This window comes from Christensenella sp. KGMB01412 (assembly GCF_055522415.1).
The window spans coordinates 71,185-86,392 of the sequence record NZ_JBVFVW010000002.1; the positions used below are offsets into that span (position 1 = coordinate 71,185).

The window sequence follows — 15,208 nt, forward strand, 5'->3', positions numbered from 1 at the left end:
TATGAGAAAGATCAGGAATTGCAAAGCGGCCAAAGTGATAATATGCCTGATTATATTGGGCATTATCCTGTCGATCGGGATGGTATCGTTCGCGGGACCGGAGCAGTTGGCGGCAGACAAACCGGAGCCTGCGGTATCCGTTGCACCGACTGTAGGAAATGGCAGACAGGCGTCTGTTTCATCGGAACCGGTTAATACAATGGAGATGGAGGCACAATCCACGGCGGCAGGAAACGAACCGGAAGCGGTTCAGGATAACCAGCCGGATACAGCGGTGCAGCCGATTGCTATTGCCTCTGCGGAAGACCTGAGCAGGATCGGGTACGATTCAGCATACCCGCTGGATGGAATATATGAGCTTTCTGGGAATATTGCGGGCAACGGCGCGGCATTCCGGCCCATTGGCAGTGCGCAGGAACCGTTTACAGGGGAGCTGCGCGGGAACGGGCATTGCATTTCCGGGCTTACAATAGCGGGTGATACGGCAGGACTTTTTTCCGTACTTGCGGGCAGGGTTGAGAACCTTTCGGTAACGGATGCGAACGTGCATGGCGCTACGCAGGCGGGCGTTCTGGCGGGACGGATTACAGATGACGCAGTCATCGAAAATGTCTATCTGTCGGGCAGCGTGATATCGGATGGCGCAGCGGGGGGGATTGCAGGAATGATTGAAAATGCCACCAAAATCTCGTCAGTACAGGTTGCGGCAACCGTAGCGGGACTCGATGGTGCAGAGGGAGCGGTCGCGGGAATATGCCGCGTACCCGCCGAAGCTTTTCATGCGGTCATTTGGTCGGACTTTTATGGCGCGCCGGCACCTTTCGGACAAACAAGTCCGCAGCAGGAGGGGCCGATCACAATCATGACAGAGCCGTTACAGGTGGACTTGCAGGCTGGCAGGCGGCAAGAGATCAAAGCGCCGGCATCTGCGCCCGGGATTTTGTTTTTACGGTGGGAAAACAAAAGCAGCGCTGTTACACTGTCGACTGAAGACACGCCCAAGACGATTGTAACGGCAACCGGGGTTGCCGAAAAGGAATCTATTACGGCAATCTATATGAACGCTTCGGAACAGAAGCTTCGTTTTACGGTTCCGGTAAGCATTCATTCAGGCGAAGCGGAGCCGTTCACCAAAAACGAAACGATAGATCTTTCTTCATTTTTTCCGGCACAATTAACAGTTGCGCCACCGGTAGATGAAATTTTTCCGACGGTGCTGAATGCTAACGCAATGATACCGCTTGATACTGCGGATACTACCCCGCCTGACGTAACGCTGATTCTTTCCCACCTGCATCACACAGGTTTGCGGTATGTGGAAGTGTTTGATCCGCGGTATAAACAATATTCATACTTTTGGGATACGGATACCGGTGGGACTTTGCTGGAGGACGGGATCGTCTACAGGTATTCCAGTCTGTTAAAGCCGGAAGAAATAGACTATGGTGTGATTTCACCCGACAGCGCCATGCCATGTTTTTCCGTCCTCATGAGCGACGGGGAAAGCGGGCTTAAGACAAAGGATTTTGACGGTGTACAGTCGGCATATTTCGATTATTATCTCAGCAAGACGCCGCTCAGCGAAGAGCAATTAAAAACCGTATCATGGTTTCCATCAGTAAAACAGTATGATTCGGCTTATGGGTTCAATGGAAATTCCGGGCATTGGATCATTTATGTGCGGGTAATGGATAAAGCGGGCAATGTGGCGTATGTATCGACAAACGGTTATACGCAGGATAACGAGGGGCCGGAAGTCTCAGACGTTACCTATACGGCGGAAAACGAGACGGCAGACGGTTGGGCGAAGAGCCGGACGGTAAGCTTCCGGCTGGAAGATCCGGGGCTGGAAGACGGAACGCCCGGATTTGGACTTGATGAAACAAAGATATTCATCCATAATACAACGCCGTCTTCGAGTATTGCAGCGAATATTTCGACCTATGGATTGGAAATTGTAAAGGATACAGACAGCGTTTTCCATGTTACATCAGATATACTGCCTGTGAATACGGAATTTAGCATATCGGCCCGTGACCTGGCGGTCAATACGGATTTTACGGATTCCTTTACAGGGCCTAATATAAAACAAAATAAAGGGTTCGTGATCGATAAAATTGATTCCGAAGCGCCTAGGGCGGAAAATGTGTCGCAGTCGCCCGCGGCGGACGTGTGGAGCAGGGAAAAGCTGATTTCCGCCGATGTACGTGATATTGCCATGGAAATGGATTGGGATGCGGCGATAGACGACGACGGGAACTTTTATAGCTATCCTGTTCCTGCGGAAGATGGGGAAACCGGCGGCAGTGGGATTGATGAGGTGTTTTTGAGCGAGGATAAAAATGCCGGGCCAAATGACCAGGGTAATATCCCTGTCAGCAGCGCACTGTTTTTAGATACGGACGGGGCACATGCCATAAGCACCACGGTGAATCACAACGGGACGTATTACCTGATCATGACCGACAAGGTCGGCAACCGGGCGGAGGTCCCCATTGTTGTCACTACGATCGACACAAAGCTGCCCGTCGTGATGGATGTTACGCATACGCCTGCCACCACGGAAAACGGTTACCTGAGTGAAACGGACTTTACGCTCCATGCGACAGGCATTGCCGACGAAAAGAAAACCGGAGCTCCGGGGACGGTGGAAGAGCTGTGGTATGGCACACAAAATGATGTGTCAAAAGCGGCGCGTTACAGCGCATATACTGAGAATGAAGATTCGTGCAGCATCCCGGTCACACCGCCAAATGGCGCGACTACATATTATATTTGGGCAAGGGACGCGTTTGGCAATTACAGCGAGCCGGCGAGTACCACGATTTATAAGGATACGGCTTCGCCAAGCATTGGGCAGCCATATGCCCAGCCTGCCGGGTGGACAAACAAAGCGGAAATAACGCTCTGTGTCCCGGATGTGCAAGACGCGGCTAGCGGCGTGGAGGCTGTACTATATGCAGAACACCCGATCACGGGCTTTACGGACGGCGAGCGAATGAATCTTGCGGATGGAGTGGCAACCGCTACGGTTTTTCCTGCGGCAGATGGCGCCTATACCTATTATTTCCGTGCGGTGGACAAAGCCGGAAACATAAGCGAAGAAAAACAAGCGATGGCGTATATCGACCGCGGCGCGCCAACAGGCAGTATCAGGGAAGGAAAGAACGTTTGGCAGAGTTTCCTCGACACGATCACCTTCGGGCAATACCACAGGCAGGAGACGACGTTTACCATAGAGGCACAGGAAACGAAGGAGGATGATCCCGGTAAGACAAGCGGGATCGCGGCGATCGAATATTACATCAGGGAAACCGATCCCAAGGCAGATACGTTATCCGAAACACTTGACCAGTTCAAGGAGACCTCAAAGGACTGGCAATGGACTTCCTACACGCCGTTTTCGGATGTAGCGATACCGGTCGATCCAAATGCCAGGCGTGTGATCTATGCACGGATCACAGACCGGGCAGGCAATACGACCTATCTCAGCAGCGAGGGACAGGTATTCGATAACACGCCGCCGCATGTTGAAGCGATTGGGACGGATATCAAGGATGGGTTACGTGTTGTGACTGCAAAACTCGCGGATGAATTGTCCGGCATCGACAGTGCGGCAGTGAAGTATGGGCAGGCAAGCGACGGGACAGGCGCGCTGAAGGTGGCGACATACGATGTACAGACAGGAGATTACACGTTCTCCGTACCGGCGGACGGCAGCACATGGTATCTGTATGCCTCGGATCGTGCCGGAAACGCCATGCAGCCGGTTAAGACACCGAATCAGGGGACAGATGGCGGAAGCGGACAGCCAAAGACCGGCGATACCTCTGTATCAGTTTGGATATATCTGCTCATTGGAATAGCTGCTGCTGTGATCGTGCTGTCAGTTGTAATGATAAACAAGAAAAAGGAAGAACATAAGGAATTGAAATGAAAGTGACAAAAGGACAGAAAAGAATACTTGCCGTGATTGCAGTTATACTGATTTGGCTGCTGCCTGCATCAGCGCTTGCGGCCGATCTGCCGTTTATACTGCCTGCAGCAGGCGAGCCAGCGAGTACGGAAGAACCGGGAATCCGTCGTGCCGTTGTGCTCTGCGATACGAATTACAGAAAAATGCCGTCAGAAACAGCGGAGACAACCGGGCGGGCGGGTATCGGAGAAGCGCTTGACATTTACGCGGTAAATGTCAATGGCGTATGGGATGCCGTCATGGATGAAAATGGACAGATGGTATATATCCATAGTTCCGCCGTTTCTATTTCCGCGCCAACCTACGCAAAGGACGATCCGTCGGATATCCATGTAACAGACGGCGGTGCGAACGGATATCCGGGAGAACTCTATAACGACAAAGATTACCTTGCTTTGATAGGTGAGGCGAAGAAATATATTGGTTTTCCCTATGTGTTTGGGGGCTCAACCCCGGAAACGTCTTTTGACTGCAGCGGTTTTGTATGCTGGAGCCTGAACCATTCCGGAGTCTACGAGATTGAGCGGACAGACGCACAGAGTCTGTATAACCATTGCACAGAGATTTCAAGGGAAGAAGCAAGGCCGGGCGATCTGGTTTTTTTCCAGGGGACATATGAGACGCCGAACACGGTAACGCACGTTGCCATTTATGTAGGCAACGGATATATGCTGCATGCGGGCAAACCCATCGGCTACAGCAGTTTTGAGACGCCGTATTGGCAGCAGCATTTTTATGCGTTCGGCAGATTGAACTAGCCAGAGTCTATTGGTAGGGGGATTTAGAAGATTGAAGCAGGGAACGATCTATGTATTGAGGATACTCAGCTATTTTGCCGCGAAAGAAAGTACAGTTAGGAATCCGATCATAAAAGCGACTGAATTGTCAAAAGAACTCGGTGTTTCATATAATTATATGATGAAAATATTGGGAAAACTGGGCGCGCGGGGCTTGATGCGTTCAGAACTGGGAAGAAACGGTGGATATCGGTTAACGCGTGGATTAGGTGATATTTCCCTATACGAAATCTGTAGGGTTATGAATGAGGATATCAGCTTTATTCCACAGGCGAAAGACGAGAATAAGTACGATGTCATGTGGGAATCCATGTTTACAGAAATCAGCAATCATATTCGACAGGTTATGCAAAAGACGTCTTTTGCCGATATGTACGTATTGAGACACGATGTAATCCGTTTCAATGGAAACGGAAAAGCAATAAAATAGGGTAATCCGTTTAGGTTGGGGTAAGCAGTATGGAAAAATGGCAAGTGCAGTTTTATGTGTGGGCAGGATCAGTGAAAGGAGTAGCTTATGAAAATACAAACAACGACAGGCTATGCCCTGAAAATTTTACAATATATTCACGAGGCGGGCGGCGGGATGGTCAAGGCCGGAGAAATAGCCGATAAGCTTAATATATCAAGGCTATATATGGCGAAGCTGCTGGGAATCATGAAGAATGCCGGGCTTGTTCATTCTGTCCAGGGTTGCAACGGCGGCTACCATATGACAAAAACTACGAAAAATACTACGGTATTTGAGGTATATACCGCTATTGAGGGAGATATTCATATTTACAGTCCACAGGTGAATATAGAGGAATATAAATATGAAGCTGCGATCAAAGGATATTTTGATATGGTGGGTGATATGGTTGAGCTTTTTATGAGAAAGACGACCATATGTGATTTATTTGACCAACAATCGAAAGAAATAAGGCCGAAAAAACAGAGGCTGGAACGAATCGCCAGATAGAAGATGAAGAAATGCAGTGGGTTTTGATGAGCCATGTAAAAACAAAGGAGGTGAAAGCCTTCCCTTGATCTGGAGTGAAAACACTTGGAAAAAGATAGTGCCGAACAGAAGTTAAGGGGCGCATATTATACTCCACTGCATCCTGTAAAGGCAATCCAATCATATAGGTAAAAGGCAATATGGTTTTTGGATAGAGCAATCACCGGGTAGGCGGGCGGTTTTATTAGTAAAAATTCATATTTTCCAGGGGATTTCCAGCGTAAAAACATGATTTTATGATAAAAAATACCAGCCTGTAATGTGAATTGACAAGCCGGCATTGTCTTTAATCCCGCATTGTTATACGGTTTTCTGTGGCGCACCTGCCGCGATTCGAACGCGGGGCCTTTCGCTTAGGAGGCGAACGCTCTATCCTGCTGAGCTACAGGTGCATTAAAATACTGATTCAGTTTTCCCCCGCCCTGCATAACTTGGGAAAAGCGGCTGTAAGCTGCCATGGGACAAGAACGCCTGTAAACAAGTTACAAAGATTATTCTAATATAAAGCCACACATTTTGCAATTATTTTGTTTGAATTTCGAAAAAAATGTTGACATAGAATAAGAATAGCATTATCATAAGTACCAGAAATGAAAAGGAAGTAAGAAAATGAATCAGCAAGTTTCTTACAATTTCATCCTCGTCCTTATTAACCTTATTAGCGTCGTCATTATTAGCGAGGCGAATAAGGCTTATTGCGGTTGTGCCAAGGCGGCATGAGTAAGGACTGAGGAATTAAGAGATAATTCAAAGGCCTGCGCAAATAAGCGCAGGCCTTTTTTGTTGGAAATGCGAAAGAAGAATTTGGAGGGAAAGTACAGTGAAATTAACAGGCGCACAAATCATCATGGAGTGTTTGAAGGAGCAAAATGTAGATACCGTGTTCGGATTCCCGGGCGGCACGGTCATCGCGCTCTATAACGCCTTGTATGACTATCCTGAAATCAACCATATCCTGACCTGCCACGAGCAGCACGCGGCGCATGCCGCCGACGGCTACGCGCGGGCGACAGGAAAACCGGGCGTTGTATTTGCGACAAGCGGCCCCGGCGCGACGAACCTGGTAACGGGAATCGCGACGGCATATATGGATTCCGTGCCCATGGTGGCGATCACTGGAAATGTGGAGAAGAAAAATCTCGGGAAAGACAGTTTTCAGGAAATCGATATTACAGGCGTTACGATCCCGATTACCAAGCACAATGTGATCGTAAAAGAGATCGAAGATCTGGCTCCTGCGATCCGCGAAGCCTTCTATATCGCGCAAAGCGGCAGGCCGGGCCCGGTGCTGGTGGATGTTACAAAAGACGTAACGGTTGGCGAGGGCGAATACACGCCGGAAAAGCCCAAGGCGATCGAGCATAAAAATGCGTTCAGCGAGGATGACATCAAGGCCGCTGCCGAAGCGATCAATGAAAGCAAAAAGCCTTTTATCTTTGTTGGAGGTGGCGTGATTGCGGCGGAGGCGGAACAAGAGGTTCAAGAGCTGGCGGAAAAATTGAACGCACCGGTTACGATGACGCTGATGGGCATGGGCGCTTTTCCCGCAAGCGATATGAAGTATACCGGAATGGTGGGGATGCACGGTACGAAAACCTCCGCGATGTGCGTTTCGAATTGTGATTTGCTGATTGCGATCGGCGCGCGGTTCTCAGAGCGCGTAACGTCGGACAGGACAAAATTTGCGACGCAGGCAAAGGTGCTGCACATTGACGTGGATCCAGCGGAGATCAACAAAAATATCTCTGCCAATTATGAGGTGACGGGAAACGCAAAGGATGTGTTGGATGCTTTACTGCCGCAGCTCGAGCAGAAAACGGACGACACCTGGATGGAGCAGGTGAGGCACTGGAAACGGAGCTATCCGCTGGACAGGGCCACAAGGAACGCGAGGTTTCCCAAAAAGATCATACAGGCAATGCAGGAGGCCGCGCCGGAGGATACGGTGTTTACGACCGAGGTGGGGCAGCACCAGATGTGGTCTGCACAGTTTCTGAAGATAGAGCATCCGCGCCAGTTGATTACATCCGGCGGACTCGGCACGATGGGCTTTGGCATGGGAGCGGCGATGGGCGCTGCGGTTGGCACAGGCAAGCAGGTGGTAAACATTGCGGGAGATGGAAGCTTCCATATGAATTTGCAGGAAATTGTGACTGCCGTGAAGCATCAGCTGCCGATCATGATACTGATACTCAATAATAATGTGCTGGGGATGGTTCGCCAGTGGCAGAAGCTGTTCTTTGACAAGCGTTACTCGCAGACGACGCTCAACAATCCTACGGATTATGTGAAGCTGGCTGAAGCGTTTGGCGCGTACGGTGTGGATATTTCGGACGAAAAGGACCTGAAAGGCGCGTTTAAAAAGGCTTTTGCGCACAAAGGGCCGGTGATCGTGAAATGTGACATCCATGAGGATGAAAATGTACTGCCAATGGTTCCGGGAGGACAACCGCTCGATAATATTATCCTGGATCTGGAAAAATAATTGAGTCGGGGCAGAGGTTGGCTATATAATAATGTAGAGAAGCAAACCGCGAAGGAGAATGATTTATGATTAGAAGATATGTGCTGTCCGTACTGGTCAAAAATACATCGGGCGTACTTTCCAAGGTAACGGGCCTGTTTTCACGCAGGGGATACAACATACGTTCCCTTTCCGTCGGCGAGACGCACGATCCAAAGGTGTCGCGCATTACGATAGAGCTTGTAGGGGACGAAGCGGAGCTTGAACAGATCAAAAAGCAGCTTGCAAAGCTGATCGACGTTGTAAAGATCGCAGGCCTGCGTTCCAAAAACTCGGTTTATAAAGAGCTTGTGCTCGTAAAAGTAAATTCGAGCGCGGAAAAGAGGGCCAGCATTATAGAGCTGTGCGATATTTTCCGCACGAAGATCGTTGATATCTGTATCGACTCTATGATCATCGAGCTTTCCGGAACGCCGGAAAAAAACGAAGCGCTGCTGAAGCTGCTCGACGAATATGGGATTATAGAAATGTCGCGTACGGGAATAACGGCGCTGCAGCGCGGAACCTGCTCGCTGCATGAGGACAACTAAGATATCGCTTTTGATATCAGAATATATTCTAAATAATAATTTTGGAGGCAAAACAAATGGAAATGAAAATGTACTACGACAGGGACTGTAACCTTTCACTCCTCAAGGGTAAAACCGTTGCGATTATCGGCTATGGCAGCCAGGGACACGCGCATGCGCAGAATTTGAAGGAGAGCGGCGTGGACGTTGTCGTCGGGCTGTATGAAGGAAGCCGTTCGTGGAAATCCGCAGAGGAAGCCGGTCTTAAGGTAATGACAGCGGAGGACGCCGCGAAGGCTGCGGATATCGTTATGATCCTCGTGCCGGATGAAAAGCAGGGAAAAATCTACGAAGGAATCGCTCCCTATATGACAGAAGGGAAATCCCTCGTATTTGCACATGGATTTAACATCCACTTTGGACAGATCGTTCCGCCAAAGGATGTTGACGTTTGGATGGTTGCTCCAAAAGGGCCCGGCCACACGGTAAGAAGCCAGTTCCTTGAAGGCAAGGGCGTGCCCTGTCTGATTGCGATCCACCAGGATGCGACGGGTAAGGCGAAAGACCTCGCGCTTGCCTATGCGAGCGGCATCGGCGGAGGCCGTGCGGGTATTTTTGAAACAACCTTCCGCGAAGAGACGGAGACAGACCTCTTCGGCGAGCAGGCCGTATTGTGCGGCGGCGTATCTGAGCTGATTAAAGCGGGCTTCGACACGCTTGTAGCGGCGGGCTACGCGCCGGAAATGGCATACTTTGAATGCTGCCACGAAATGAAGCTGATCGTAGACCTGATTTTTGAGGGCGGGCTTTCCAGAATGCGTTACTCGATCTCTGATACGGCGGAATACGGCGATTATGTGACGGGCAAGCGGATTATTACTGAGGATACGCGCAAAGAAATGAAAAAGGTACTTTCGGAAATCCAGGACGGAACGTTCGCGCGCGACTGGATGCTTGAAAACCAGGTAAAGCGCCCGCACTTTATCGCGATGCGCAACATCGGCAAGGAATCCCAGCTCGAGAAGACGGGCGAGGAGCTGCGGGGAAAAATGAGCTGGCACAACAAGAAATAAGGAAACCGTGTGATTTCGGCCGGGCGATAAGCCGGAAATTGCGGGGGTGCCGGGCAAGGCGAACCGCAACGGGCTTATCCCCGGGCAAAAGCTTATGAACGATGGAGAACAATATGAACAGTGACAACATTAAAACAGGCGCACAGCGTGCGCCGCACCGCTCCCTGCTGTATGCGCTGGGCCTCACAAAGGAAGAACTGGAACGGCCGATTATCGCGGTCGTGAACGCGCAGAGCGAGGTGATTCCGGGCCATTTGCATCTTGATACGGTGGCACGTGCCGCGGCTGACGGCATCCGCATGGCGGGAGGAACGCCCATCCAGGTGCCCGCAATCGGCGTGTGCGACGGGATTGCCATGAACCACATGGGGATGCACTATTCCCTGCCGTCGCGCGAGCTTATAGCGGACAGTGTGGAAACGCTGCTCATTGCCCATGCGTTTGACGGAGCGGTGCTGGTGCCCAACTGTGATAAGATCGTTCCGGGTATGCTGATGGCAGCAGCGCGGGTTAACGTTCCGGCAATCGTTTGCTCGGGCGGGCCGATGCTGGCGGGAAGGTTCCGGGAACAGAAAACGAGCCTGTCGAGTATGTTTGAGGCGGTGGGCGCGAACGCAAACGGCACCCTCAGCGATGAGGAACTGGAGGCGTTCGAGCAGAAGGCCTGCCCAAGCTGTGGCAGCTGCTCGGGGATGTATACGGCAAACTCCATGAACTGCCTGTGCGAGGTTTTGGGAATGGCGTTGCCGGGCAATGGAACGATACCGGCGGTGATGTCTGCGCGTACGGTGCTTGCAAAGCATGCGGGGATGCAGGTGATGAAGCTGGTGGAGCAGGACGTAAAACCTAGGGACATCATGACAAAGGACGCGTTCCATAATGCGATTACAGTGGATATGGCGCTTGGTTGCAGCACGAACAGTATGCTGCACCTGCCGGCAATCGCACATGAGTGCGGCATTGAAATCGATTTGCACGAGGTAAACGAAATCAGTGAAAAAACGCCGAACATCTGCCATCTGGCGCCGGCGGGGCACCACTATATCGAAGAGCTCAACGAATGCGGCGGAATACCCGCGGTGATGGCGGAAATCCATAAAAAGGGCCTCATACTGGATACCAAAACAGTGGACGGGACTACTATGGGACGCATCAAAAACGCAAGGCGCACAGGAGATGTAATCCGCCCTGTAGATAATCCGTACTCTAAAACCGGCGGCATTGCGATCCTGTATGGAAACCTGGCGCCCAAGGGCTGCGTGGTAAAGCGCGCGGCGGTTGCGCCTGAAATGATGAAAAGCACATGCAGGGCGCGCGTGTTTGACAGTGAGGAAGAAGCGAACGAAGCGATCCTTGCGGGAACGATCAAAAAAGGCGACGTGGTGGTGATCCGTTACGAAGGGCCAAAGGGCGGCCCGGGAATGCGGGAAATGCTGGCCCCCACCTCTAACCTGGCAGGAATGGGGCTGGATAAGGAGGTTGCGCTGATTACGGACGGAAGGTTTTCCGGAGCGTCGCGCGGCGCGGCAATCGGCCATGTTTCCCCGGAGGCCGCCGCAGGCGGACTCATTGCTTATGTGCAGGAGGGCGATATTATAGAAATCGATATTAACGCATACTCAATTAATCTGAAGGTGGATTCAGATGAACTTGCAAAACGACTTACGGGCTCGCGGCTCATGCCGGCGAAGGTATCGCACGGCTGGCTCGCGAGGTACGCAAGGATGGTACAGGGCGCAGACACCGGCGCGGTGCTTAAGTAGCGCGCACATAGCGCGGCGCACTTCTGCGTTAAACCTTCGGCTTCCATCGTCGGCGTATGTTATAATACGCCTGCCTCGGTCGCTCGGTTTGCCTTGAATTGCATCCGCTCTATGCACGCTAAGCGAACAAGCAAGCATAGGCTGTAAAATAGAAATTGCAAGTTAAAAAGGAGTATATGATTATGAAAACCATTAAAATATTTGATACCACACTGCGCGACGGGGAGCAATCTCCGGGATGCAGCATGAACCTGTCGGAAAAGATCGAGATTGCAAGGCAGCTGGAGCTGCTGAAGGTAGACGTGATTGAAGCGGGCTTTGCGGTTTCCTCGCCGGGAGACTTTAAAAGCGTGGAGACAGTCGCAAAAACGATCAAGAACAGCACGATCGCTTCTTTATCCCGCGCAGTGCAAAAGGACATCGACGCATCCTATGAGGCGCTCAAAAGCGCGGTTTCGCCAAGGATACACATCTTTTTGGCGACCTCCCCGCTGCATATGGAATATAAGCTGAAAATGACTGAGGAGCAGGTACTGACGCATATCAGGGAATCGGTATCCTATGCGAAAAAGCTTGTGTCTGACATTGAATTTTCGGCGGAGGACGCTTCGAGGAGCGACAAGGAATTCCTGGCGCGCGCCGTGCGGACTGCGATTGAAGCAGGTGCAACGACGGTCAACATCCCGGACACGGTGGGTTACGCATTGCCGCAGGAGATGTACGACCTGATTGCCTACCTGAAAAAGAACGTGGAGGGCATTGACGATATCGATATTTCCGTGCACTGCCACGACGACCTGGGAATGGGCGTTGCAAACTCCGTAGCCTCCGTTGGCGCGGGCGCTACGCAGGTGGAATGCACGATCAACGGAATTGGAGAGCGGGCGGGCAACGCATCGCTGGAAGAGATCGTAATGGCGCTGCACACCCGCAGGAATTTGTTCGACGCGGACACAAACATCAACACCAGGCAGATTTACCGCTCTTCGCGCCTGTTGTCCAAGATTATCGGCGTATCGATCCCGCCGAACAAGGCAATCGTAGGGGCGAACGCGTTCGCGCACGAAAGCGGCATCCACCAGCACGGCGTACTGGCAAAACGCGAGACATACGAAATCATGACGCCGGAATCGGTTGGACTCACTACAAACAAAATGGTGCTGGGCAAGCATTCCGGAAGGCATGCGTTTGACGACTTCCTGAAAGAGCTGGGCTATAACCTCAGCAAGGAAGAGCTGGACGCGGCGTTCGTAGAATTCAAGGATTTGTGCGACAAGAAAAAAGAGGTCACGGAATACGACGTGGAAGCTTTGGTCGCGCAGAAGGCCGCAAAGGTTGTGGAGCACTTCCGCCTGAAACAGTTTGTTGTGAACAGCGGAAACACGATACAGGCGACTGCAAACATCACACTGGAGGACATGAGCGGCGCGGAGCAGGAACAGGTAGCGCTGGGCGACGGGCCGATCGACGCGGCATACCAGGCGATAGAGAACATCGTAAAGATGCCCCTGCAGCTCAATAACTACAAGATTAACGCGGTGTCCCACGGCGAGGACGCGCTGGGCGAGGTAGTGGTCAAGGTTTCGTCTGAGGGAAGGACGGTTACGGGCCGCGGCCTCTCGACGGACATTATCGAAGCTTCCATGCTGGCATATGTCAACGCGATCAACAAGCTGTTAGGCGCGTAAACACACGCACGATGGTGCACGTAATATTATTCGCGGACGCAAAGGCGGACGCACAAGATGCCGCTCTTCGGAGACGCGCCGTACAACTCAGGAAAGAGAAACGATGTACGGCGCTCTGCATCCGCCTGTTGGAGCAACTGTAATTCAACGCGATACGGCTCCTCAAGCTCCTCATTGCAGCATCCCGTGTGTCCGCCGGCAAGTGCTGATTGCAATCATGTGCGTCGCGAACGATATCACATACCTGTACGTGCCTGCCGCGTTTAAAAAAGGAGTATTTGAATGAGCAAGAAAGTATATACGTTCGACTCTACACTGCGCGACGGGATGCAGGGGGAGGGCATCGCCTTCTCGGTGGAGGACAAGCTGAATATTGTCCGCGCGCTCGACGGGCTGGGAATCGACTACATCGAGGCGGGGAACCCCGCCTCCAACCCCAAAGACCTGGAATTTTTCCGCAGGCTCAAAGGGGAAAAGCAGCAGCACACACAGCTTTGCGCGTTTGGGAGCACCCGCCGCAAGAACATTTTACCGGAGGAGGATTCCAACGTCAAAAGCCTTCTGGAAGCGGATACCCCCGCGGTTTCCATTTTTGGGAAGTGCTGGGATCTCCACGTGGAAAAGGTGATTAACACCACTTTGGAAGAGAACCTTTCCATGATCGAGAGCACGGTTGCATATATGAAGCGGCACGACAAATACGTGGTATTTGACGCGGAGCACTTTTTTGACGGGTTTAAGGCAAACCCCGAATACGCGTTCCTCGCGCTTGCCGCGGCAGTGCGAGGCGGCGCGGACGTGCTTTGCCTGTGCGATACGAACGGCGGGACGTTTCCCACGGATATTGGGGACGTGACGCAAAAAGCCGTTTGTGAATTTCCGGGCGTGCAGGTTGGCATCCATTGCCACAACGATACGGGCATGGCGGTAGCGCAGACCATGTTTGCAGTAGAGGCGGGCGCGCGGCAGGTGCAGGGCACGTTTATCGGCTTTGGCGAGCGCTGCGGAAACGCCAACCTTTCCACGGTTATTCCCAATCTGGAATTGAAACGGGGATATGAGGTTCTTGGAGAAGAGAACCTCAAAAACCTGACGGAAACGGCGCGCAGGATCGCGGATATTTCGAATATCTGGTTGCCGTCTTCCAGCCCCTATGTGGGCTCGAGCGCATTCGCGCACAAGGGCGGAATGCACATTGACGGCGTGAAAAAGATTCGCGAGAGCTTTGAGCACGTAGACCCGCAGAAGGTGGGCAATAACCGCAGGTTCCTGATGAGCGAGGTTTCCGGCAAGGCGACGCTGATCAAAAAGATACAGAGAGTAGACCCTGCCGTGACGGTCAAGGATCCCGTGGTGGGCGAGCTTGTGGACAGGCTGAAACAGCTTGAATTTGAGGGATACCAGTTTGAGGCGGCGGAGCAGAGCTTTGAGCTTGTGATCAGAAGGCTGCTTGGAAAATACAAGCAGTATTTTGCACTGGAATACTTCAAGATTATCGGCGAGCAGCCGCTTACCAACCAGGAGTATCCGTCCTCGGCGATCATTAAGGTAAAGGTGGGAGAGGAATCCCGCATTACAGGCGCGGAGGGCGACGGCCCGGTGCATGCGCTTGACCTTGCGCTGAGAAATGCGCTTAAGGGCTTCTATCCGTCGCTCGAGGACATGCGCCTTGCGGACTACAAGGTGCGCGTGCTGGAAAGCTCGGCGACGACGGCGGCAAAGGTGCGCGTTTTGATCGAATCCACGGATGGGAAGCACACATGGAATACGGTGGGCGTTTCCACCGATATCATCGAGGCGAGTTTCCTTGCGCTCACCGATTCGATCGAGTACAAGCTGACGCTTGACAAGGTATAAAACAGGCTTAGCTGTTATGGT

10 protein-coding genes and 1 tRNA gene are annotated in these 15,208 nt (G+C 51.9%); 10 read left to right on the forward strand and 1 reads right to left on the reverse strand.

Features of this window, described 5'->3' with window-relative positions:
* Position 1: 1 nt before the first annotated feature.
* From ACS5WU_RS03475 to ACS5WU_RS03490, 4 genes are all read left to right on the forward strand, one after another.
* Positions 2-3,937, forward strand: a complete 3,936-nt coding sequence (locus ACS5WU_RS03475; RefSeq protein ID WP_302759914.1) for an Ig-like domain repeat protein — start codon at positions 2-4, stop codon at positions 3,935-3,937.
* On the forward strand, positions 3,934-4,734 hold the full coding sequence (locus ACS5WU_RS03480) for a C40 family peptidase (protein WP_302759913.1): 801 nt from the start codon (positions 3,934-3,936) through the stop codon (positions 4,732-4,734). Before ACS5WU_RS03475 ends, ACS5WU_RS03480 begins: the two co-directional genes overlap by 4 nt.
* Before the next feature lie 31 nt (positions 4,735-4,765).
* Positions 4,766-5,203, forward strand: a complete 438-nt coding sequence (locus tag ACS5WU_RS03485) for an RrF2 family transcriptional regulator (protein ID WP_302759912.1) — start codon at positions 4,766-4,768, stop codon at positions 5,201-5,203.
* A gap of 87 nt (positions 5,204-5,290) precedes the next feature.
* The gene (locus ACS5WU_RS03490) at positions 5,291-5,734 is read left to right on the forward strand and encodes an RrF2 family transcriptional regulator (RefSeq protein WP_302759911.1); all 444 of its coding nucleotides are present in this window, start codon (positions 5,291-5,293) and stop codon (positions 5,732-5,734) included.
* Between the two features lie 354 nt (positions 5,735-6,088).
* Here the strand turns inward: ACS5WU_RS03490 and ACS5WU_RS03495 are convergent.
* Positions 6,089-6,165 (reverse strand) — tRNA-Arg (locus ACS5WU_RS03495).
* Positions 6,166-6,593: 428 nt separating this feature from the next.
* On the opposite strand from ACS5WU_RS03495, the gene ilvB reads away from it, so the two are divergent.
* The 6 genes from ilvB (at position 6,594) to cimA (ending at position 15,187) form a co-directional block, all read left to right on the forward strand.
* On the forward strand, positions 6,594-8,258 hold the full coding sequence (gene ilvB / locus ACS5WU_RS03500; RefSeq protein WP_302759910.1) for a biosynthetic-type acetolactate synthase large subunit: 1,665 nt from the start codon (positions 6,594-6,596) through the stop codon (positions 8,256-8,258).
* 68 nt (positions 8,259-8,326) lie between these two features.
* Positions 8,327-8,827 carry an acetolactate synthase small subunit gene (ilvN, locus tag ACS5WU_RS03505; RefSeq protein ID WP_046444279.1) on the forward strand — a complete coding sequence of 167 codons (501 nt, stop codon included), beginning with the start codon at positions 8,327-8,329 and terminating at the stop codon, positions 8,825-8,827.
* Between the two features lie 62 nt (positions 8,828-8,889).
* Positions 8,890-9,879: a ketol-acid reductoisomerase gene (ilvC, locus tag ACS5WU_RS03510; protein ID WP_059108434.1), complete on the forward strand. Its 990-nt coding sequence runs from the start codon at positions 8,890-8,892 to the stop codon at positions 9,877-9,879.
* 113 nt (positions 9,880-9,992) lie between these two features.
* Positions 9,993-11,642, forward strand: a complete 1,650-nt coding sequence (ilvD, locus tag ACS5WU_RS03515; RefSeq protein WP_302759909.1) for a dihydroxy-acid dehydratase — start codon at positions 9,993-9,995, stop codon at positions 11,640-11,642.
* A 155-nt stretch (positions 11,643-11,797) separates the two neighbouring features.
* Entirely contained in the window at positions 11,798-13,330 is a 1,533-nt protein-coding gene (locus tag ACS5WU_RS03520) for a 2-isopropylmalate synthase (RefSeq protein WP_268872434.1), read from the forward strand.
* 282 nt (positions 13,331-13,612) lie between these two features.
* Positions 13,613-15,187 (forward strand): citramalate synthase, encoded by a 1,575-nt coding sequence (cimA, locus tag ACS5WU_RS03525; RefSeq protein ID WP_059108341.1) that lies wholly within the window; start codon positions 13,613-13,615, stop codon positions 15,185-15,187.
* Positions 15,188-15,208 lie beyond the last annotated feature (21 nt).

Coding starts and splice junctions, on each gene's coding strand:
- ACS5WU_RS03475 (WP_302759914.1), top strand. CDS start 2: ATGAGAAAGATCAGGAATTGCAAAGCGGCCAAAGTGATAATATGCCTG.
- ACS5WU_RS03480 (WP_302759913.1), top strand. CDS start 3,934: ATGAAAGTGACAAAAGGACAGAAAAGAATACTTGCCGTGATTGCAGTT.
- ACS5WU_RS03490 (WP_302759911.1), top strand. CDS start 5,291: ATGAAAATACAAACAACGACAGGCTATGCCCTGAAAATTTTACAATAT.
- ilvC (WP_059108434.1), top strand. CDS start 8,890: ATGAAAATGTACTACGACAGGGACTGTAACCTTTCACTCCTCAAGGGT.
- ilvD (WP_302759909.1), top strand. CDS start 9,993: ATGAACAGTGACAACATTAAAACAGGCGCACAGCGTGCGCCGCACCGC.
- cimA (WP_059108341.1), top strand. CDS start 13,613: ATGAGCAAGAAAGTATATACGTTCGACTCTACACTGCGCGACGGGATG.